The sequence below is a fragment of the Streptomyces sp. NPDC051172 genome (assembly GCF_040682555.1).
GTDB lineage: Bacteria > Actinomycetota > Actinomycetes > Streptomycetales > Streptomycetaceae > Streptomyces.
This window is the reverse complement of the sequence record NZ_JBFBBE010000007.1, coordinates 40,254-58,085: the sequence shown is the minus strand read 5'-3', so window position 1 is coordinate 58,085 and position 17,832 is coordinate 40,254. Positions and strand designations below refer to the sequence as shown.

Here is a 17,832-nt window from a genome sequence, read left to right as displayed (position 1 = left end):
CTTCGTGATCCGACGAGTCACTGTCCCTTCCCTCTTCCCGCCGCCCCTCTACTCCCACGCCTCCGTCGTCGAAGCCGGCACCAGGCTCGCCTTCCTCGCCGGCTCCGTCCCCCTCGACGCCGGGGGAAAGCTGGTCGGCGAGGGCGATCCGGTGCGGCAGGCCGAGCAGGTGCTGGCGAATCTCGAGGAGCAACTGCAAGCGGTCGGCAGCGACTCGGCGCATGTCGTCGCCACCGATGTGTACGTCGTCAGCAGTGAGACCGCCGTGCTCTCCGCCGTCTGGGACGTCGTCGAGGCGTCCGGGCTCGGTGTCGGGCCGCACTCGTCGACGCTGATCGGCGTGGCGTGTCTGGGGTACACGGGGCAGCTGGTGGAGATTACCGCCACCGCCGTAGTTCCCGAGGTTTCCCACGTTTCGTAAGGGGTTGCATGTTGATCGAGCATCGCGGGCGGCGTCCCGTCGTCCCCGATTCCGCGTACGTCGCCCCGACGGCTGTCCTGTGTGGTGCCGTGACCCTCGGCGAGCGGGCCAGGGTGCTGCACGGTGCCGTGCTCACCGCCGAGGACGGGGAGGTCCGCGTCGGCTCGGACGTCGTCGTCATGGAGAACGCGCTGGTGCGCGGGCGGGCCGGGCACCCCGCCTTCATCGGTGACGCCGTACTCGTCGGACCGCACGCCCATGTCAACGGCGCGACCATCGAGGACGAGGTGTTCGTCGCCACCGGGGCCTCCGTCTTCCCGGGGGCCGTCGCGGGCGCCGGCTCCGAGCTGCGGATCAACAGCGTGCTGCACGTCAACTCGGTACTGCCGCCCGGCACCGTCCTGCCCATCGGCTGGATCGCGGCCGGGACGCCCACGGCTCGGCTCTTCGCGCCCGGCGAGCACGACGAACTATGGGCAGTACAGCAGGAGTTGGACTTCCCCGGCACGCTCTACGGAGTCCCGCGCGGCACCTCCATGCGGGACATCATGGCGCGCCAGGTCGACTACTACGGCGCCCATCACCACGACCTCACCCTCAACGACTGACGGGATCTCACTTGCCTTCCGAAGCCTCTCCCACAACGCTCCGCCGAGCCGCCTCGGCCCCCGATGCCGCCGCGGCGGCCGACGTCTGGCTGACCTCCTTCGCCGCCGCCCTGCCCACGGTCGTCAGCCCCCGCTCCGCCGACGACGTGCGCAACTACTTCCGGGACGTCGTCGTACCCCTGCGCGAGACCTGGGTCGCAGACACCGGAGCCGAGGGCGGCATCGTCGGCGTGATGGTGCTCCACGACGACGAGCTCTCCCAGCTGTACCTGCGTCCCGACTGGCGTGGGCGCGGCATCGGTGACCGTTTCGTCGCGCTCGCCAAGGAGCGGAGGCCCGGCGGGCTCAGCCTGTGGACCTTCCAGGTCAACAAGCCGGCCCACCGGTTCTACGAGCGGCACGGCTTCGTCGCCGTCGAGTACACGGACGGCAGCGGGAACGAGGAGCAGGAGCCGGACGTGCAGTATGTGTGGCGCCCCTGAGCGCCTCTGAACGCCTTGGTGTTCAGGGCCTGCCAGGACCGTGGTCCCGGTACGCCCAGGCCGCCGCCTGCGCCGCGAGCCCGACCACGTCCACCTCTGCGGTGTCGCCGTCGAGGTGCCGGTATTCGACCGCCGTGAGGATCACTACCCGTTCGCGCAGGCCCAAGTGGTCGTGGAAGCCGGAGGCGAGGATGTCGGCGGCGGCCTCGCCCGCGGGGACGCCGGCCGCGTGGCGGGCGTGGACGAGGGCTTCCAGCTCCCGCAGGTAGGTGACGTAACCGCGGACGTCCTCGGTGCTCATCACTGGCCCGTGTCCGGGAATCACCACCCCGGGCTCCAGGGCCAGGATCGTCTCGCAGGCCGCGGCGACCCGGGCGAGCGGGCCGTCCCAGTGGACGGGGTGGTCCTCGGCGAACAGGACGTCCCCGGCACACACGACCCGCTGCCCGGGCAGGTGGACCATGAGGTCACCGGCCGAGTGCGCGGGGCCCACCTCGATCAGTTCGGCCTCGATGTCGCCCACCGTCAGGGCGTACCGGCCGGAGAAGGTGGTGGTGGGCGGGACGGCCTCGACACCCTCGTACGTAAAACGGCCGAAGTGCTCGCGCGCATACCAGCCCAGCGGCTGGTCGGCGGGTGTCTGGTGGGTGAGGAAGTGCATCTGCTGCGGGGAGGGTTCGCGGCAGAGGTGTTCCGCGCTCGCCTTCGTGGCGATGATCTCGGCTCCCGGGAAGCAGCCGTTCCCGAACGTGTGGTCGCCGTTGACGTGGGTGTTGACGATCGTCGTCACGGCGGCCGCGCCCGCGGGCAGGACCGGGCGGGCCGCGGCGAGCAGGGCCTCGGTCATCGGCCGGTCGTAGGGGGTGTCGACCAGGGCCGCCTGCTCGCCGGAGGTGATGAGCAGGCAGTTCGCGAAGCCCCAGGTGCCCGCGTGGCCCGGGGACCACAGGTGGAGTCCGTCGGCGACCGGGACGAGTCCGTCAGGAAGGTTCATGGCGCTCATTGTCGGGGACGGTGATCACGAGTTGTGCGGTCGGGTGCGCCCCACGTTCGCGTCTTCGGCACCGGCTTCGCATAGCTGCCCGCCCGGCTGGTCGTCAGCTCCAACGCCACCAGCGACTCCGCCAGTTTGACGGCCGCCCCGACCCCGTCCACCACCGGCAGCCCGAGCTTCTCCCCCACCACCCGCTGCAGTCCGGTCATCCCGGCGCACCCGAGCACCAGGACCTCGGCCCCGGCCTCCCGCGCCCGTTCGGCAGCCGTAAGGAAAGCGGCCTCCGCGCGGTCGGCGTCGCCCAGGTCGAGGACTCCCAGGCCGGTCCCGACGACAGCGGCGCAGTTGCGCCCGACCCCCGCCAGCTCCAGGCTGTCCTCGATCTGGCCGCACGACCGCTCCAGCGTCGTCACGACCCCGTACCGGCGCCCCAGCAGGCAGGCCAGATGGGCCGCGGCCTCCGTGATGTCGACGACGGGTACGTCGACCAACTCCCTTACGCCTTCCCGCCCGTGCTCCCCGAAGCCGGCCAGCACTACGGCGTCGTACGACGGGCCCTCGTAGGTGCGCAGCAGGTCGATGACGGCCGTGGCCGAGAGGTAGCTGTCCAGCCAGCCCTCCGCCGACTCCGGTCCCCACGCGGGCGTCAGGCCGAGCACGGTGGTGCCCGGGCCTGCGGCGGCCCGGGCACCTCGTACGATCTCCTCGGTCATCTCCTGCGTGGTGTTGCAGTTGGTGACGACGATCCGCACGGTCGTCAGACCTCCACGGGAGTCGGTTCGGTGGCGCGCTCGGACCTGCAGATCAGCAGGTACAGGCCGGCGCCCAGGGCCGTGCCGATGAACCAGGAGTAGGGGGCGATGTCGCTGAAGGTCTTCACCAGGGCGAGTACCGCCGCGACCGCCGCCGAGGGCAGGAACGCCCACAGCGCCTTGGGGTTGACGCCCTTGCGGTAGTAGTAGCGGGAGCCGGGGCGGGCGTCGAAGAGCTCGTCCATGTCGACGCGGCCGCGCTTGACGAGGTAGTAGTCGACCATGATCACGCCGAACAGCGGGCCGAGGAAGGCGCCGAGGCCGCCGAGGAAGTAGTTGACGACCGTGGGGTTGGAGAACAGGTTCCACGGGGTCACGACCAGGGCCGCCACCGTGCTGATCATGCCGCCGACCTTGAAGGTGATCTTCTGCGGCCAGACGTTGGCCAGGTCGTACGCCGGTGAGACGAAGTTGGCGACGATGTTGACGCCCATGGTGGCGACGGCGAAGGTGAACGCGGCCACGACCAGCACCCAGGTGTTGCCCACCTTCGCCACCAGCTCGGCGGGGTCCGTGATCGCCTGGCCGAACACCTTCAGCGAGCCGGCCGTGACGATCACCGACACGACCACGAAGGCCGTGGAGTTGATGGGCAGGCCCCAGAAGTTGCCGCGGCGGACCGTCTTGTAGTCGGGCGCGAAGCGGGAGAAGTCACAGAAGTTGAGCATCAGCGTGCCGTAGGTGGCGAGGATCAGGCCGATCGCACCGAACCACTGCCGCCACTGCTCGCCGGTCGACACCGGGTGCGGGGTGGAGGTGAGGGAGATGCTCCAGTCCGCCTTCGACAGGACCCAGATCGCCAGCGCGATCATCACGAGCCAGATCGCCGGGCCGCAGAAGTCCTGGAACTTGCGCACGGACTCCATGCCCTGGCTGATGATCAGCGCCTGGATCAGCCACAGCGACAGGAACGACACCCAGCCGAGCGCATTGAGGCCCAGGAAGGAGTGGTGCGTCCAGGACTCCAGGCCCGGCCAGGCGGCCAGCAGCATCACGTTGACGGCGACGGAGGCGAGGTAGGTCTGGATGCCATACCACATGATGGCGATCACGGCCCGGATGAGGGCCGGGATGTTGGCGCCCCAGACACCGAAGCTGATGCGGCTGACGACCGGGAAGGGCACGCCGTGGCGCTGGCCGATCCTCCCCATCCAGTTCATGCCGATGTAGATCAGCACGAAGCCGACGAGCAGGGAGGTGAAGACCTGCCACACGTTCATTCCGAGGACCAGCAGTCCGGCGGCGAAGGTGTAGTTGCCGAGGTTGTGGACGTCGGACATCCACATGGCGAAGAGGTCGAAGACCTTCCAGTTCCGCTTCTCGGCGGGCGCGAGGTCTTCGTTGGTGAGCCGGGGATCGGGGACGAACGCTGGTGCGCCGGTGGCTTCGGCGCGGTCTGCGAGGGACACGGGGCCTCCATGGGACGGGAGCGGAGGGTGGAGACGGCAACCGTTTGGTATACCAAACTGCGGCCATGGTCCCGCCGTCAAGCATTCCGACCGATGTCGTCATCGTTAACGCTCGGTAAAACAGCCCCGGTCTCGGAGAAGATGGCTCCATGAGCTCCACGACGACGAAGATCGAACCCCTGGGCGCGGTCCGCGAGCGGGTCCTGGCGAGTCTGCGGCAGGAGATCATCGCGGGCAGTCTGCGGCCTGGCGACCGGTTGGTCGAGCGGGAGCTGGCCGACCGTTTCGGGGTCTCCCGGGTGCCGGTCCGCGAGGCGATCCGCGCGCTGGTCGCCGAGGGGTTCGTCCACTTCGAGACGCCCCGCCGCACGGTCGTACGCCGCCTCACCCCGCACGACGTCCAGGAGCTCTTCGAACTGCGGGAGGCCCTGGAGGTCTACGCCGCCGGACTCGCCGCGGCCCGCGCGACACCGCAGGACCTGGCCCAGGTCGAGGAACTGCTCGACCTCGCGGCCACCGCGACCGAGGCGGGGGACGCGGAAGTGATCACGGACGTCAACAGCCGTCTGCACGACCGCATCGTGGCGATGGCCGCCAACAGCCTGCTGACCGAGGCTCTGGAGCCGGTCGCCGGCCGGCTGCGGTGGATGACCCGGCGGAACGAGGAGTGGCCCCAACTCCTCGTGGAGCACCGCGAGTTGTATGAGGCCATCGCCTCCGGCGACCCGGACCGCGCCCGTGCCCACGCCCTCGCCCATGTGCGGACCAACTACCGCTCCACGGTGCGGCATCTGTTCGGCGAGGCCGGGATGCCCGACTGACCTCGCGCCGCAAAATCCCGCCCCGACTCGACCGTGGACGCTCTACTCTGCTGCTCGACGATCAATAGGGCGGGGGACCACAGTGGCGCGTGCGGCAGGACTCGGCGGCATTTCCATTGCCATGCTCATGGCCTTCGGCCTGCTGGCCGCATGCGGATCCGGGGGCGACTCGCAGCAAGGCGCCGCGCCGGACAGGACGGCGAGGACCGGGACGTCCGGTGCCCGAGCCGGAACGCTGACCGCGAAGGCCCTGGAGAAGGCCGCGGTCAAGGGGACCGACCTCGACGGGTACGAGGTGGAGCGCTCGTTCACGTCCGTCGGCTCGTCGCACAAGGCGACGGTTCCCGAGGAGTGCGCTCCCGTGATGCACGCGGTGGGGGGAGGCAGCGGTTTCACCGCCACCGCGCGGGTCGGCCGGTTCGTCCACGCGAACAAGGCCGGCCTGCCGACACGGTTGACCCTCTCGTCGCACAGTGTCGCGGACGCGCTGCAGGTGATGGACCGGCTGCGGACGGCCGCCGCGAAGTGCGGCGGCTTCAAGGACGTCACCGCGGACCTCGCCTACGAAGGCGTCAAGGTCCAGCCCGACGCCGGTTACGGCGACGAATCCGTGTCCCTGCGCCTGACGCAGCTCGTCACGGGAGCCGGATACGACGACGTCGTCCGGGTTCCTTACGCGCTGGTGGCCGTCCGGCAGGGGGCGACGGTCGCCATGTTCAGCACGTCGAGCCGGGGCAGGAAAGCGGCCGTCGTACCGGACTCGGTCGTCAGCGCCCAGCTGAAGAAGCTTCGCGCGCAGGTCGCCTCCGGCTGACCGCGTACTTGTCCGTCGCCGCCACCAGCGCGTCGGCGACTCCCGGCACCCGCGTGTCGTGACCGACCTCGTCGACGACGGTCAGCTCGCTGCCCGGCCAGGCGTGGTGCAGCCGCCAGACGGTGCCGAGGAGATTGCCGAAGTCGAGGCTGCCCTGGACCAGGGTGCCGGGAATGTCCTTGAGCAGGGGCGCGTCCCGCAGGACCACGCCTTCGTCGTTGCCCTCGCCGAAGAAGCAGTCGTGGCCCCAGTAGTGCGTGACCGTCCGGGCGAAGCCCATGCGGAACTCCGGGTCCTCGAAACGCTCCACCGAGCGCGGCGGCGCGGGAATGGTCGCCGTCTCCCAGTCGGTCCAGGCGCGCGCCGCCCGCTCCCGTACGGCGGGGTCGGGGGACTCCAGGAGGCGGTTGTACGCGGCGGCGAGATTGCCGTCCCGGTCGTCGGCGGGAAGTTCGGCCAGGAACCGCTCGAAGGCTTCCGGGAAGATCTTCCCCAGCCCCCGGGTCAGCAGCGCGTGCTCCGCGTCGGCGCCGGTGGCGACGAGGGTCAGGACCAGCTCGGACACCGCCGCCGAATGCGTCTGCGCGTACCGCAGCCCGAGCACCGAGCCCCACGACGCGCCCCACACCAGCCAGCGCTCGATCCCCAGGTGAGCACGGAGCAGCTCCAGGTCCGCGATGAGATGAGCCGTCGTGTTGACACTCATGTCGGTGTCGAACGCGCTCGCATGCGGCGTCGAACGTCCGCAGCCGCGCTGGTCGAGCAGCACGATCCGGTAGGCGGCAGGGTCGAAAAGGCGCCGTGACCAGGGGGTGCAGCCGGAGCCCGGCCCGCCGTGCAGCACGAGTGCGGGCTTGCCGTGCGGGTTGCCGCTGGTCTCCCAGTGCACGCGGTTGCCGTCACCGACGTCGAGCATGCCGTGGTCGTAGGGCTCGATGTCCGGGTAGAGGGGCATCCGGGCACCGTAACGCTCCAACGGCCGTCCCCGCCCCTCATTTCACAGGCAGTCCCGCCGCCTCCCCCGCCCTGCGCAGCACGTCCCGCAGCATCTCGGGGGTGAGCTTGCCGGTGAAGGTGTTGCGCTGGCTGACGTGGAAGCAGGCGAAGAGGTCCAGGCCGTCGAGCGGCACGCGTGCGCCGTGGGCGAAGACGGGCCGTGGCCGGGGCACCGTCCAGCCCGCCTCGGTGAACGCGGGCAGCGCGGCCTGCCAGCCGAAGGCGCCGAGCACCACGACCGCCCGCAGCGTCGGCCGCAGCAGCGTGAGCTCCTGGACCAGCCAGGGGCGGCAGGTGTCGCGCTCCCCGGGGGTGGGCTTGTTCTCGGGCGGGGCGCAGTGCACGGGCGCGGTGACGCGGACGCCGTGCAGCTCCAGGCCGTCGTCCGCGGCCACCGACGTGGGCTGCGAGGCGAGGCCGACGTCGTACATCGCCCGGTACAGCACGTCTCCGGAGCGGTCGCCGGTGAACATACGGCCGGTGCGGTTGCCGCCGTGGGCGGCAGGCGCGAGGCCGATGATCAGGAGCGAGGCGTCGGCGGGACCGAAGCCGGGCACCGGGCGCGCCCAGTACGTCCAGTCCTGGAAGGCCGCGCGCTTCGTCCGCCCGACCTCCTCCCGCCACTCCACGAGCCGAGGGCACGCGGAGCAGCCCGCCATACGGGTGTCGAGCTCGGCCAGGCTGTCCATGCCCCCACGGTATGACCACCGGATGGGCGGCCGTCGAGCGGCGGGTCCGCCGATACCGGCCCATGCTGGAGTCATGGACGTGCAACCCCCTGTCGTCCCTCCTGTTGTCGTGCTTGCGCCGCAGGCGGACGGCGGACGGCGCGTGACGATCCGCGGCAAGCGCGTCGGCACCGCCTACACCCTCTTCGACGTGCTGGACTTCCTGCACAGTGCGGGCCTGCCCGCGGACGAGGACCGGGCCGTCGACGATCCCGAGCTGATCGAATGGCGTGGCGGCGGGCCGTACGTGTGGAACGGCACGACCTAGCCGCCGGCATGCGCCATGAGCCGAACCTGGAGGTGGGCCATGAGCACCCTCGAAGAACACGTCGATGTCGGAGTTCCCATCGACAAGGCCTGGGACAGCCTGCACCGGGTGGAGAACTACTCACGCTTCATGGAGGGAGTGCGCGACGCCCGCGCAGAGCCGGAAGGGCGGGCGCATCTGGACGTCGAGGCCGGTGGCCGGGGCCGGGAGGTCGACGCCGAGGTCTCCGACCGCGGGGAACGCGTGATGCAATGGCACACCATGGGCACCCCCGAGCTGACGGGCTCCTTCTCCCTGCAGCCGATCGACCGGAACCGCACCCGGATCCAGGCCCGCCTCGAGTACGACCCCGACGCCCTCAGGGCGGCCTTCGGCGGCCCGCGGGGATTCGCCCAGGCGAGCACGATCGAACGGATCGTCCGCACCGATCTGCAGCACTTCAAGAAGTACGTGGAACGCAGGCGCTGACCCGCGGCTGGCACCGGGCGCGGTCCTCCGCGGTGCCGGTCGGTTCACCCGCTTCGGAGGGCTAAGGTCGGGAGCATGGCTTCCGAAGCTGACGAGGAGAGGGGCGGGCCCGGCCCCGCCGATCAGGCCGCGCCCGAGGCGGTCGATCCCAAGATCGCGGCTGCCATCGCCGCAGCAGAGGCCGCGGGCCCGGCGGACGGCGTGAACGTGCGGATCGACAGCTGGATCTGGGCCGTACGTCTGGCCAAGACCCGCTCGGTCGGCGCGGCCGCCTGCAAGGGCGGGCATGTGCAGGTGAACGGGGTGCGTGTGAAGCCCGCGCACACCGTGCGGATCGGCGACGAGGTGCGTGTACGGCAGGAGGGCTGGGAGCGGATCGTCGTCGTCAAGCGGCTGATCCGCAAGCGGGTGGGCGCACCCGTGGCCGCCCAGTGCTACGTCGACAACTCCCCGCCCCCGCCGCCCCGCGCGCCCTTCGCCGCCCCGGCCGGCATCCGCGACCGTGGCACGGGCCGCCCGACCAAGCGGGACCGCCGCGACATGGAACGCCTGCGGGGGCTCATGGAAGGCAGCAAGCCGAGGCCGAGCGGACGCTGACATACGCAGGTGGCGTCCGGCTCGGGCCGGACGCCACCTGCGGTCTGTCGGGGCTCACACCCGTCGTCGTACGAGCTTCAGCAGTTCCCCGGTGGATCCGCGCCGGGCCCAGGCGATGAGGGCCAGCGGCACGATCAGGATCAGCGGGGTCGCGGCGTTCTCGCCGTCGAAGACGGTGGTCTGGACGACGAACGCGCCCACCATCAGCCCGCTCAGTGCGATCGCCGCAACCGACTGCAGCACCGGGACCAACAGGGCTACCGCACCGGCCAGTTCGAGGGCACCGATGGTGTACATGCCCGTGCTGCCCCAGCCGATCTTTGCGAAGGCGTCGACGGCGTAGTGGTTCCCGATCAGCTTGGGCAGAGCGCTCGCGATGCCGTAGAAGAGGGCGAGCAGCACCTGCAGGGTGCACAGGGCGATCCGGGCGCGGCGGCCGCGGACGGTGGCGGACTCGGCGACGACGGGGGCGGAAGCGACGCGGGCGGTGGTCTCGGACACGGGGTTCTCCTGTGGTGAGCGGTTCGTCGTGCTGTCACAGGGGTAGACCGGCCACCGCTCGGGAACTCATCGCCGTCGAGCGGACTTTCGTGGAATTCCCTACAACGGGAACCAGCCGTGCCCGATGTACCAGTGGCGGCCCGCCCTCAGGTGGTCGCCGACCGCCCGCTCCACCGCCGTACGCCGGGGCAGGCTCTCCACGGGCAACTCCGGGTCGCCGAACACGAACTGGACGGGTTCCTTGTCGGCCGGCTCCCGGTCCTCGCGGGCGACGCGGAAGCGGTCCTGGAACCGCACGATGTTGGAGTCCGCCGGCAGATACTCCTTCAACTGCGCATCCAGCAGCCAGGAGTGGCAGAGCGCGGCCCGGTACTTCTCCTCGGGGTAGTGCCGTGCGAAGAACTCCGTCGCCAGCGCCAGCGAGCGCTCGCAGGCCGCCGGTGCCAGCGGGCCGAGGTGGTCGGGGATGTGGACGTTCAGACAGGGCGTGCCCGGCGCCACGTCCAGTCCGGCCGCCGCCAGCACCCGCGAGGTGCGCTGCCCGTGCCGCGCCCGCTCGAACTGCAGCCGGCCGAGCTGGTACAGCTCGCCCCGAAAGTGGTGGGTGAGCCACCACGGCGCCTGCACACCCGCCCGGCGGTGCCGCCTGCGGTGCACGGCCATGTTCCGTCCGAGGTCGGCGAGGGTACGCCGGGAGACGTCGTCCGGGACGCCCCGCGCACGGTGGTACGCGCGCGTGTACGGCAGCGCGGCCACGAACACGTACACGGGAAAGCAGCGCTGCAGCGGCCCCGACGCCCAGTCCAGCTGGGGCAGGTCGACGGCGGTGCCGACCTCGCCCATCCCCCGGACGAGTTCCTCCACCGACCCTTCGAGGGCACGCAGCAGCTCCGGGTCGTCCGTCACACGTCGGCCCATCCGTACGAGCTGGTTGATGTCCTCGTGCGGTACGGCGAGGTCCAGCAGCACCTCGGCGAGCTCATCGGCATCCGGCAGCACGCGGCGACCCCCTAGTCCCGTTCCCCTTGGTGAACGTCCGTCCCGAAGAGTACGTTGCAAACAGGAGCGATGATCCCGATGCGTACGGGCAGTGAGCCTACGACCGCGCGCAGTGCACTGCGGGCGCGGTTCTGGCTGAGCTTGTGGGGACTGGTCTGGGCGATCTTCGGCACGGCCGCGTTCGCCCTGGTGGGGCGCCCCGGGTGGGCCGCCGCGTGCGGTGTGCTGTGGCTGGTGGTCACGGTCGACATGACCGTCATCCTCAAACACATGCACGAGGGCCCGCACTATCAGCCGGGCCGGGACATACCCCCGTACCGGCCGCCGGAAAGCCGGCCTCGGCCCCGCTAGCCGATGCTCACGAGTCGAACCGTGCCGCCTTCAGGTACTGCGGGTTGGGGTCGAGCGCGGCCGCCAGTCGGAAATGGCGTTTGGCCTGATCGGTCTCGCCCCGGCGCTCGTAGGTCCGGGCGAGCGCGAAGTGCGCGAACGCGTTGTCCGGCTCGCGCTCCAGGACGATCGTGAACTCCAGCTCGGCGGGCCGCAGTTGCGCGGCGGCGAAGAAGGCACGCGCGCGCAGCAGCCGGGCCGCGGTGTTCTCCGGGTGGGCGGCGATGACGGAGTCGAGCAGCTTCACCGCGCCCCGCGGGTCCCGTGCGTTGAGCAACTGCTCGGCGGCACGGAAGTCGATGACATGCGTCTCCGGAGTACGTCCGGTGGAACCGCTGGTCTCGGGCACGGCAGAGTCCTTCCCTCACTCGAAGGGTTCAACGCCCCGATCAGGAAACCCTATTCCTGCGGCGACCGTGGCGTACCGGAAGGCCCGGACGCGGCCTGCGCTCTGCGTACGAGGTCCGCCCAGACGTCCTTCACCCGGCGCTGCAGGTCTTCCAGCGGTACGTCGTTGTCGATCACGACATCGGCGATCTCCCGGCGCTTGTCGCGGGTCGCCTGCGCGGCCATGCGCGCGCGTGCGTCCTCCTCGGTCATGCCGCGCAGCCGTACCAGCCGGTCGAGCTGGGTCTCGGGGCTCGCGTCGACGACGATCACGACGTCGTACAGCGGCGCGAGGCCGTTCTCCGCGAGCAGCGGCACGTCGTGGACGACGACCGCGTCCTCGGCGGCCGCCGCCTCGAGTTCACGGGAGCGGGCGCCCACCAGGGGATGCACGATCGAGTTCAGGACGGCCAGCTTCTCCGGGTCGGCGAAGACGATCGAGCCCAGCTTCGGCCGGTCGAGACCGCCGTCGGCGCCGAGCACCTCCTCGCCGAAGGCCTCCACGACCGCCGCCAGCCCGGGCGTCCGCGGCGCGACGACCTCGCGCGCGATCCGGTCGGCGTCGATCAGCACGGCACCGCACTCGACGAGCAGCCGCGACACCTCGCTCTTGCCGGCTCCGATCCCGCCGGTCAGCCCCACAGTCAGCATGAGCGGAAGCTTAGGGCCTGGTACTGACAGCGGGACCGCCGGAGGTCAGTTGTCGCCTTCCCGTTCGGCCAGGAAGCGCTCGAACTCCAGGCCGATCTCGTCCGCCGACGGGATGTCGACGGGCTCGGCCAGCATGTTGCCCCGGCTCTCGGCGCCCGCGACCGCGTCGTACTGGTTCTCCAGGCCGGCGACGAGGGTGGTGAGCTCCTCGTCGCCCTCCTGGATCTGGCGGTCGATCTCGGTCTGGGTGCGGTGGGCGTCCGTGCGCAGGGAGTGCGCGATGCTCGGGAGCACCAGGCCGGTGGCCGCGGTGATGGCCTCCAGGACGGTCAGGGCGGCGTCCGGGTACGGGGACCGGGCGATGTAGTGCGGCACGTGCGCGGCGACACCGAGGACGTCGAAGCCGGCCTCCATGAGGCGGTACTCGACCAGGGACTCGGCGCTGCCGGGGACCTGCGCCTCGTCGAAGGGGCTGCGGTGGCCCGGGACGAGGTCGGTACGGTTGCCGTGCGGGGTCAGGCCCACGGGGCGGGTGTGCGGAACGCCCATCGGAATGCCGTGGAAGTTCACGGACAGGCGCACGCCCAGCCGCTCCACGATCTGCTGGACGGCCGCGGCGAACCGCTCCCACTCCACGTCCGGCTCCGGGCCGGACAGCAGCAGGAAGGGCGCCCCGGTGGTGTCCTGGACGAGCCGCACGTCGATGGTGGGCTCCTCGTACTCGGTCCACCGGTCGCGCTTGAAGGTCAGCAGCGGACGGCGGGCACGGTAGTCCACGAGCCGGTCGTGGTCGAAGCGGGCGACGACCTGGTGGGGCTGCGAGTCGAGGATCCGGTCGACGATCTGGTCGCCGGTCTCGCCCGCGTCGATGTATCCGTCGAAGTGGTAGAGCATGACAAGACCGGCCGACTCCTGGGCAAGCGCCATGTCGACGACAGCCAGCCCCTTCGGCTCCCATGCGTACAAACCCTGCGGATCAAGCACAGTGACCGCTCCTCCTCGTGTTCGTACGTTCCAACGCCCCCTGGAGGAAGGGCATTCCCGCCGGTACGCCTGATCAGCCATCTCTTACGGCCTTTTCATGGCCCGGGGCAGCACTGAGGGGCCGCACCTCGGAAGGTACGGCCCCTCAGCCAGGAGCTACTGCTCAGTGAGCGTTCAGCTCTGGCCACCCGCGAGCTTCTCGCGGAGAGCGGCCAGCGCCTCGTCCGACGCCAGCGCACCGGAGGTGTCCGCGCCCTCGGAGGAGTACGAGCCACCGCCCGCGGCCGGAGCCGCACCCGCAGCCTCGCCGCCCTCGGCGGCAGCGGCGGCGTCGGCCTCGCGGCTCTTGATGACCTGCTGCTGGTGCTGCTCGAAGCGGGTCTGCGCCTCGGCGTACTGGCGCTCCCACTCCTCGCGCTGCTTCTCGTAGCCCTCGAGCCAGTCGTTGGTCTCGGGGTCGAAGCCCTCGGGGTAGATGTAGTTGCCCTGGTCGTCGTACGAGGCAGCCATGCCGTACAGAGTCGGGTCGAACTCGACCGAGGCCGGGTCGGCACCGAAGGACTCGTTGGCCTGCTTCAGCGAGAGGCTGATGCGACGACGCTCGAGGTCGATGTCGATGACCTTGACGAAGATCTCGTCGTTGACCTGGACGACCTGCTCCGGGATCTCCACGTGGCGCTCGGCCAGCTCGGAGATGTGGACCAGACCCTCGATGCCCTCGTCCACGCGGACGAACGCACCGAACGGAACCAGCTTCGTGACCTTGCCGGGCACGACCTGGCCGATCTGGTGCGTGCGGGCGAACTGCTGCCACGGGTCTTCCTGGGTCGCCTTCAGCGACAGGGAGACACGCTCGCGGTCCATGTCGACGTCAAGGACCTCGACGGTGACTTCCTGGCCGACCTCGACAACCTCGGAGGGGTGGTCGATGTGCTTCCAGGAGAGCTCGGAGACGTGGACCAGACCGTCGACGCCACCCAGGTCCACGAAGGCACCGAAGTTGACGATCGAGGAGACCACACCGGAGCGGACCTGACCCTTCTGGAGGGTCGTGAGGAACGTCTGGCGGACCTCGGACTGGGTCTGCTCCAGCCAGGCACGGCGGGACAGGACCACGTTGTTGCGGTTCTTGTCCAGCTCGATGATCTTGGCCTCGAGCTCCTTGCCCACGTAGGGCTGGAGGTCGCGGACGCGGCGCATCTCGACCAGGGAGGCCGGGAGGAAGCCACGGAGGCCGATGTCGAGGATGAGACCACCCTTGACGACCTCGATGACGGTACCGGTGACGATGCCGTCCTCTTCCTTGATCTTCTCGATCGTGCCCCAGGCGCGCTCGTACTGGGCGCGCTTCTTCGAGAGGATCAGGCGGCCTTCCTTGTCCTCCTTCTGGAGAACAAGGGCTTCGATCTCGTCACCGACGGCGACGACCTCGTTCGGGTCGACGTCGTGCTTGATCGAGAGCTCGCGGCTCGGGATGACACCTTCGGTCTTGTAACCGATGTCGAGGAGAACCTCGTCCCGGTCAACCTTGACGATGACGCCGTCGACGATGTCGCCATCGTTGAAGTACTTGATCGTCTCGTCGATAGCGGCGAGGAAGGCTTCCTCGTTACCGATGTCGTTGACCGCAACCTGCGGGGTGGTGGCGGTGGTCTCGGTGCTGCTCGTCATGTGGGAAAGGGCTCCGGTACGGACATTGAAGTCGTAGGTACTGCTACGCCGGGAGCCCGTATCGCTCTGAAGAAGCCGGACAGCCAAGGAAGCGCCCCAACAGCCAACTGGAAACCCAGATACTGGTGATGGCGCCTCGACAACCGAGGGGACATACAACAGATGCGAGCGCAGCCTGCTACGTCTGAGGTGCGCAGGCCCGCAGCGCAACTTGTAGCATACGGGGGCAGCCGGACAGGGTCAATGCGCGAAGGCGCACACCCGGGGCGGATCGCCGCATACCCGGCACAAGAACTGTCTCTGGAGGCCACGCAGGCCTGAGAGACCTCTTCCGTGACGCCGTCGAGAGGCCGACTGCGCCACAAGGGTGACGGAAGAGTACGACGAGGGAGCCGATCATCCAAGAGCCCGTATCTTCCGATTCCGCGTTCGAGCCGGAGGCCACCCGCCGCGCGTCCGACGTCACGGAGAGCGCCCGCGCCAACCGGGGCTGGTGGGACCGGAACGCGGACGAGTACCAGGTCGAACACGGCACCTTCCTGGGCGACGACCGTTTCGTGTGGGGTCCCGAGGGCCTCGACGAGGTGGAGGCGGAGCTGCTCGGCCCGCCGGAGGACCTCAAGGGCAGGGACGTCCTGGAGATCGGCGCCGGTGCGGCCCAGTGCGCGCGCTGGCTGGCCGTCCAGGGGGCCCGCCCGGTCGCCCTGGACATCTCGCACCGTCAGCTGCAGCACGCGCTGCGCATCGGCGGAACGTTCCCTCTGGTGTGTGCCGACGCAGGTGCGCTGCCGTTCGCGGACGGCTCCTTCGATCTGGCGTGCTCGGCGTACGGGGCGCTGCCTTTCGTCGCCGAGCCCGTGCGGGTCCTCACGGAGGTGCGGCGAGTGCTGCGCCCGGGCGGGCGTTTCGTCTTCTCGGTGACCCATCCGATCCGCTGGGCGTTCCCGGACGAGCCGGGCCCCGAGGGCCTGTCCGTCTCCGCCTCCTATTTCGACCGCACGCCCTATGTCGAGCAGGACGAGGAGGGCCGCGCGGTCTACGTCGAGCACCACAGGACGCTCGGTGACCGGGTCCGGGACATCGTCGCGTCGGGTTTCCGGCTGGTGGACCTGGTCGAGCCGGAGTGGCCGGCCTGGAACACGTCCGAGTGGGGCGGCTGGTCGCCGTTGCGCGGGAATCTGATCCCGGGGACTGCGATCTTCGTGTGCGTACGAGACTGAGTGCGTGATCCGTTACGACGCCCTGGACGCGCTGCCGGTACGTGGTGCGCTGCCTGCCCTGAGTGATGCGCTGGAGGGGCACGGCACCGCTGTCCTGGTGGCGCCCCCCGGTACCGGCAAGACGACGCTGGTGCCGTTGGCGCTGGCCGGGCTGCTCGGGGACGGGCCCGCACGCCGCGTGGTCGTGGCCGAGCCGCGTCGTATCGCGGCCCGTGCCGCTGCCCGGCGCATGGCCTGGCTGCTGGGTGAGAAGGCCGGCGGGAGCGTCGGGTACACCGTGCGCGGCGAGCGGGTCGTCGGGCCACGCGCGCGCGTGGAGGTCGTGACGACCGGGGTGCTGCTGCAGCGGCTGCAGCGCGATCAGGAGCTGGCCGGTGTGGACGTGGTGGTGCTCGACGAGTGCCATGAGCGGCATCTGGACGCGGACACCGCGGCGGCCTTCCTGTGGGACGTACGGGAGACGCTGCGGCCGGAGCTGCGGCTGGTGGCCGCGTCGGCGACCACGGACGCCGAGGGGTGGGCACGGCTGCTGGGCGGGGCGCCCGTGGTCGAGGCCGAGGGCGTCTCGCATCCGGTGGAGGTGGTGTGGTCGCCGCCGGCCCGTCCGGTGCGGCCGCCGCACGGCATGCGGGTCGATCCGGCGCTGCTGACGCAGGTGGCGTCGGTGGTGCGGCGGGCGCTGGCCGAGCGGGACGGGGACGTGCTGTGCTTCCTGCCGGGCGTGGGCGAGATCGCGCGCGTGACGGGGCAGTTGGGGGACCTGGGCGGCGTCGAGGTGCTGCAGGTGCACGGGAGGGCGCCGGCCGCCGTGCAGGACGCCGTGCTGGCGCCGGGCGAACGGCGCAGGGTCGTGCTTGCCACCTCGGTGGCCGAGTCGTCGCTGACGGTTCCGGGCGTGCGGGTGGTCGTCGACTCGGGGCTGGCGCGCGAGCCGCGTGTCGACCACGCCCGCGGGCTGAGCGCACTGACGACCGTGCGGGCCTCGCAGGCGGCCGGGCGGCAGCGGGCGGGGCGGGCCGGGCGTGAGGCGCCGGGGACGGTGTACCGGTGCTGGACGGAGGCCGAGGACGCCCGCCTGCCGCGTTTCCCGGCGCCGGAGATCAAGCTGGCCGACCTGACGGCGTTCGCCCTGCAGACGGCGTGCTGGGGCGATCCGGAGGCGACCGGGCTGGCGCTCCTGGACCCGCCGCCGGGCGGTGCGATGGCGGCGGCGCGGGCCGTCCTGACGGCGATCGGGGCGGTGGACCCCGCGGGTCGGGCCACGGAGCGGGGCGCCGCACTGGCCCGGCTCGGCGTGCATCCGCGGCTGGGCCGGGCCCTGCTGGACACGGCCGGCGAGGGCGCCGAGGCGGTGGCGCTGCTCTCCGAAGAGCCGCCACGCGACTACGGCGACGACCTGACCACCGCCCTGCGCACCGCGCGCCGCGGCGGCGACGCCTACGCAACGCGGTGGCGCACGGAGGTACAGCGCCTGCGGGCCGTCGCGAAGGAGCCCGCACGGCGATCGGCCACAGGGCCTGTTCCGGGTGCGGGAGCCGTCGGGGGGGCGCCGCCCCCCGCCCGGCGGGCCGCGCGGGCCCCCCCGCCCCGGGGCCCCGCGGCGCCGCCGTG

Annotated in this window: 21 protein-coding genes and 1 pseudogene; 11 read left to right on the top strand and 11 right to left on the bottom strand. The window is 70.8% G+C overall.

Annotation, left to right across the window (positions count from 1 at the left end; genetic code table 11):
• Positions 1-4: 4 nt before the first annotated feature.
• Genes AB0N07_RS05930 through AB0N07_RS05920 form a run of 3 tightly spaced genes read left to right on the top strand, consistent with a single transcriptional unit; the run spans position 5 to position 1,511 of the window.
• Entirely contained in the window at positions 5-421 is a 417-nt protein-coding gene (locus tag AB0N07_RS05930) for a RidA family protein (protein WP_365832484.1), read from the top strand.
• Between the two features lie 8 nt (positions 422-429).
• A complete protein-coding gene (locus AB0N07_RS05925) occupies positions 430-1,029 on the top strand; it encodes a gamma carbonic anhydrase family protein (protein WP_365832482.1) in 600 nt (199 codons plus the stop codon).
• Positions 1,030-1,040: 11 nt separating this feature from the next.
• Positions 1,041-1,511: a GNAT family N-acetyltransferase gene (locus AB0N07_RS05920; RefSeq protein ID WP_365832480.1), complete on the top strand. Its 471-nt coding sequence runs from the start codon at positions 1,041-1,043 to the stop codon at positions 1,509-1,511.
• A gap of 22 nt (positions 1,512-1,533) precedes the next feature.
• Here the strand turns inward: AB0N07_RS05920 and AB0N07_RS05915 are convergent, their stop codons facing one another.
• From AB0N07_RS05915 to AB0N07_RS05905, 3 genes are read right to left on the bottom strand one after another with little or no spacing between them, the layout of a single operon-like run.
• Positions 1,534-2,505, bottom strand: coding sequence for an MBL fold metallo-hydrolase (locus AB0N07_RS05915; RefSeq protein ID WP_365832478.1), 972 nt, complete (start codon positions 2,503-2,505; stop codon positions 1,534-1,536).
• Positions 2,506-2,510: 5 nt separating this feature from the next.
• On the bottom strand, positions 2,511-3,257 hold the full coding sequence (locus AB0N07_RS05910; protein WP_365832476.1) for an aspartate/glutamate racemase family protein: 747 nt from the start codon (positions 3,255-3,257) through the stop codon (positions 2,511-2,513).
• Positions 3,258-3,262: 5 nt separating this feature from the next.
• Complete coding sequence (locus tag AB0N07_RS05905) at positions 3,263-4,726, bottom strand: NCS1 family nucleobase:cation symporter-1 (RefSeq protein ID WP_365832474.1); 1,464 nt, start codon at positions 4,724-4,726, stop codon at positions 3,263-3,265.
• Positions 4,727-4,875: 149 nt separating this feature from the next.
• Here AB0N07_RS05905 and AB0N07_RS05900 point away from each other — a divergent pair, with 149 nt between their 5' ends.
• Both AB0N07_RS05900 and AB0N07_RS05895 read left to right on the top strand, forming a co-directional pair.
• Positions 4,876-5,547 (top strand): GntR family transcriptional regulator, encoded by a 672-nt coding sequence (locus AB0N07_RS05900; RefSeq protein ID WP_365832472.1) that lies wholly within the window; start codon positions 4,876-4,878, stop codon positions 5,545-5,547.
• A 121-nt stretch (positions 5,548-5,668) separates the two neighbouring features.
• Positions 5,669-6,361, top strand: coding sequence for a hypothetical protein (locus AB0N07_RS05895; RefSeq protein WP_365832470.1), 693 nt, complete (start codon positions 5,669-5,671; stop codon positions 6,359-6,361).
• On the opposite strand, the gene pip is transcribed toward AB0N07_RS05895, so the two are convergent.
• Both pip and AB0N07_RS05885 read right to left on the bottom strand, forming a co-directional pair.
• Entirely contained in the window at positions 6,315-7,316 is a 1,002-nt protein-coding gene (gene pip, locus AB0N07_RS05890) for a prolyl aminopeptidase (protein ID WP_365832468.1), read from the bottom strand. The two genes, AB0N07_RS05895 and pip, sit on opposite strands and share 47 nt — an antisense overlap.
• A gap of 37 nt (positions 7,317-7,353) precedes the next feature.
• The gene (locus AB0N07_RS05885; protein ID WP_365832466.1) at positions 7,354-8,046 is read right to left on the bottom strand and encodes a uracil-DNA glycosylase; all 693 of its coding nucleotides are present in this window, start codon (positions 8,044-8,046) and stop codon (positions 7,354-7,356) included.
• Between the two features lie 73 nt (positions 8,047-8,119).
• Here AB0N07_RS05885 and AB0N07_RS05880 point away from each other — a divergent pair, with 73 nt between their 5' ends.
• The 3 genes from AB0N07_RS05880 (at position 8,120) to AB0N07_RS05870 (ending at position 9,418) form a co-directional block, all read left to right on the top strand.
• Positions 8,120-8,353, top strand: coding sequence for a hypothetical protein (locus AB0N07_RS05880; protein WP_365832464.1), 234 nt, complete (start codon positions 8,120-8,122; stop codon positions 8,351-8,353).
• Between the two features lie 39 nt (positions 8,354-8,392).
• Positions 8,393-8,821 carry an SRPBCC family protein gene (locus AB0N07_RS05875; protein ID WP_365832462.1) on the top strand — a complete coding sequence of 143 codons (429 nt, stop codon included), beginning with the start codon at positions 8,393-8,395 and terminating at the stop codon, positions 8,819-8,821.
• 75 nt (positions 8,822-8,896) lie between these two features.
• The gene (locus tag AB0N07_RS05870; protein WP_365832460.1) at positions 8,897-9,418 is read left to right on the top strand and encodes an RNA-binding S4 domain-containing protein; all 522 of its coding nucleotides are present in this window, start codon (positions 8,897-8,899) and stop codon (positions 9,416-9,418) included.
• Between the two features lie 54 nt (positions 9,419-9,472).
• On the opposite strand, the gene AB0N07_RS05865 is transcribed toward AB0N07_RS05870, so the two are convergent.
• Positions 9,473-9,919, bottom strand: coding sequence for a DoxX family protein (locus AB0N07_RS05865; protein ID WP_365832458.1), 447 nt, complete (start codon positions 9,917-9,919; stop codon positions 9,473-9,475).
• Positions 9,920-10,018: 99 nt separating this feature from the next.
• A complete protein-coding gene (locus AB0N07_RS05860; protein WP_365832456.1) occupies positions 10,019-10,918 on the bottom strand; it encodes an acyltransferase domain-containing protein in 900 nt (299 codons plus the stop codon).
• Between the two features lie 69 nt (positions 10,919-10,987).
• On the opposite strand from AB0N07_RS05860, the gene AB0N07_RS05855 reads away from it, so the two are divergent.
• A complete protein-coding gene (locus AB0N07_RS05855; RefSeq protein WP_365832454.1) occupies positions 10,988-11,269 on the top strand; it encodes a DUF6343 family protein in 282 nt (93 codons plus the stop codon).
• Between the two features lie 7 nt (positions 11,270-11,276).
• Here the strand turns inward: AB0N07_RS05855 and AB0N07_RS05850 are convergent, their stop codons facing one another.
• The 4 genes from AB0N07_RS05850 to rpsA all read right to left on the bottom strand — a co-directional run bounded on the left by AB0N07_RS05850 (position 11,277) and on the right by rpsA (position 15,001).
• Entirely contained in the window at positions 11,277-11,657 is a 381-nt protein-coding gene (locus tag AB0N07_RS05850; protein WP_365832452.1) for a tetratricopeptide repeat protein, read from the bottom strand.
• 50 nt (positions 11,658-11,707) lie between these two features.
• On the bottom strand, positions 11,708-12,346 hold the full coding sequence (gene coaE / locus AB0N07_RS05845; RefSeq protein ID WP_365832450.1) for a dephospho-CoA kinase: 639 nt from the start codon (positions 12,344-12,346) through the stop codon (positions 11,708-11,710).
• A 45-nt stretch (positions 12,347-12,391) separates the two neighbouring features.
• Entirely contained in the window at positions 12,392-13,330 is a 939-nt protein-coding gene (locus AB0N07_RS05840) for a PAC2 family protein (RefSeq protein WP_365832448.1), read from the bottom strand.
• A gap of 174 nt (positions 13,331-13,504) precedes the next feature.
• Complete coding sequence (gene rpsA / locus AB0N07_RS05835) at positions 13,505-15,001, bottom strand: 30S ribosomal protein S1 (protein WP_099928071.1); 1,497 nt, start codon at positions 14,999-15,001, stop codon at positions 13,505-13,507.
• Positions 15,002-15,396: 395 nt separating this feature from the next.
• Here rpsA and AB0N07_RS05830 point away from each other — a divergent pair, with 395 nt between their 5' ends.
• Together AB0N07_RS05830 and AB0N07_RS05825 are read left to right on the top strand one after the other, a co-directional pair.
• On the top strand, positions 15,397-16,221 hold the full coding sequence (locus AB0N07_RS05830) for a class I SAM-dependent methyltransferase (protein WP_365832684.1): 825 nt from the start codon (positions 15,397-15,399) through the stop codon (positions 16,219-16,221).
• A 4-nt stretch (positions 16,222-16,225) separates the two neighbouring features.
• Positions 16,226-17,701, top strand: a pseudogene (locus tag AB0N07_RS05825) (helicase-related protein); the annotation flags it as partial.
• Positions 17,702-17,832 lie beyond the last annotated feature (131 nt).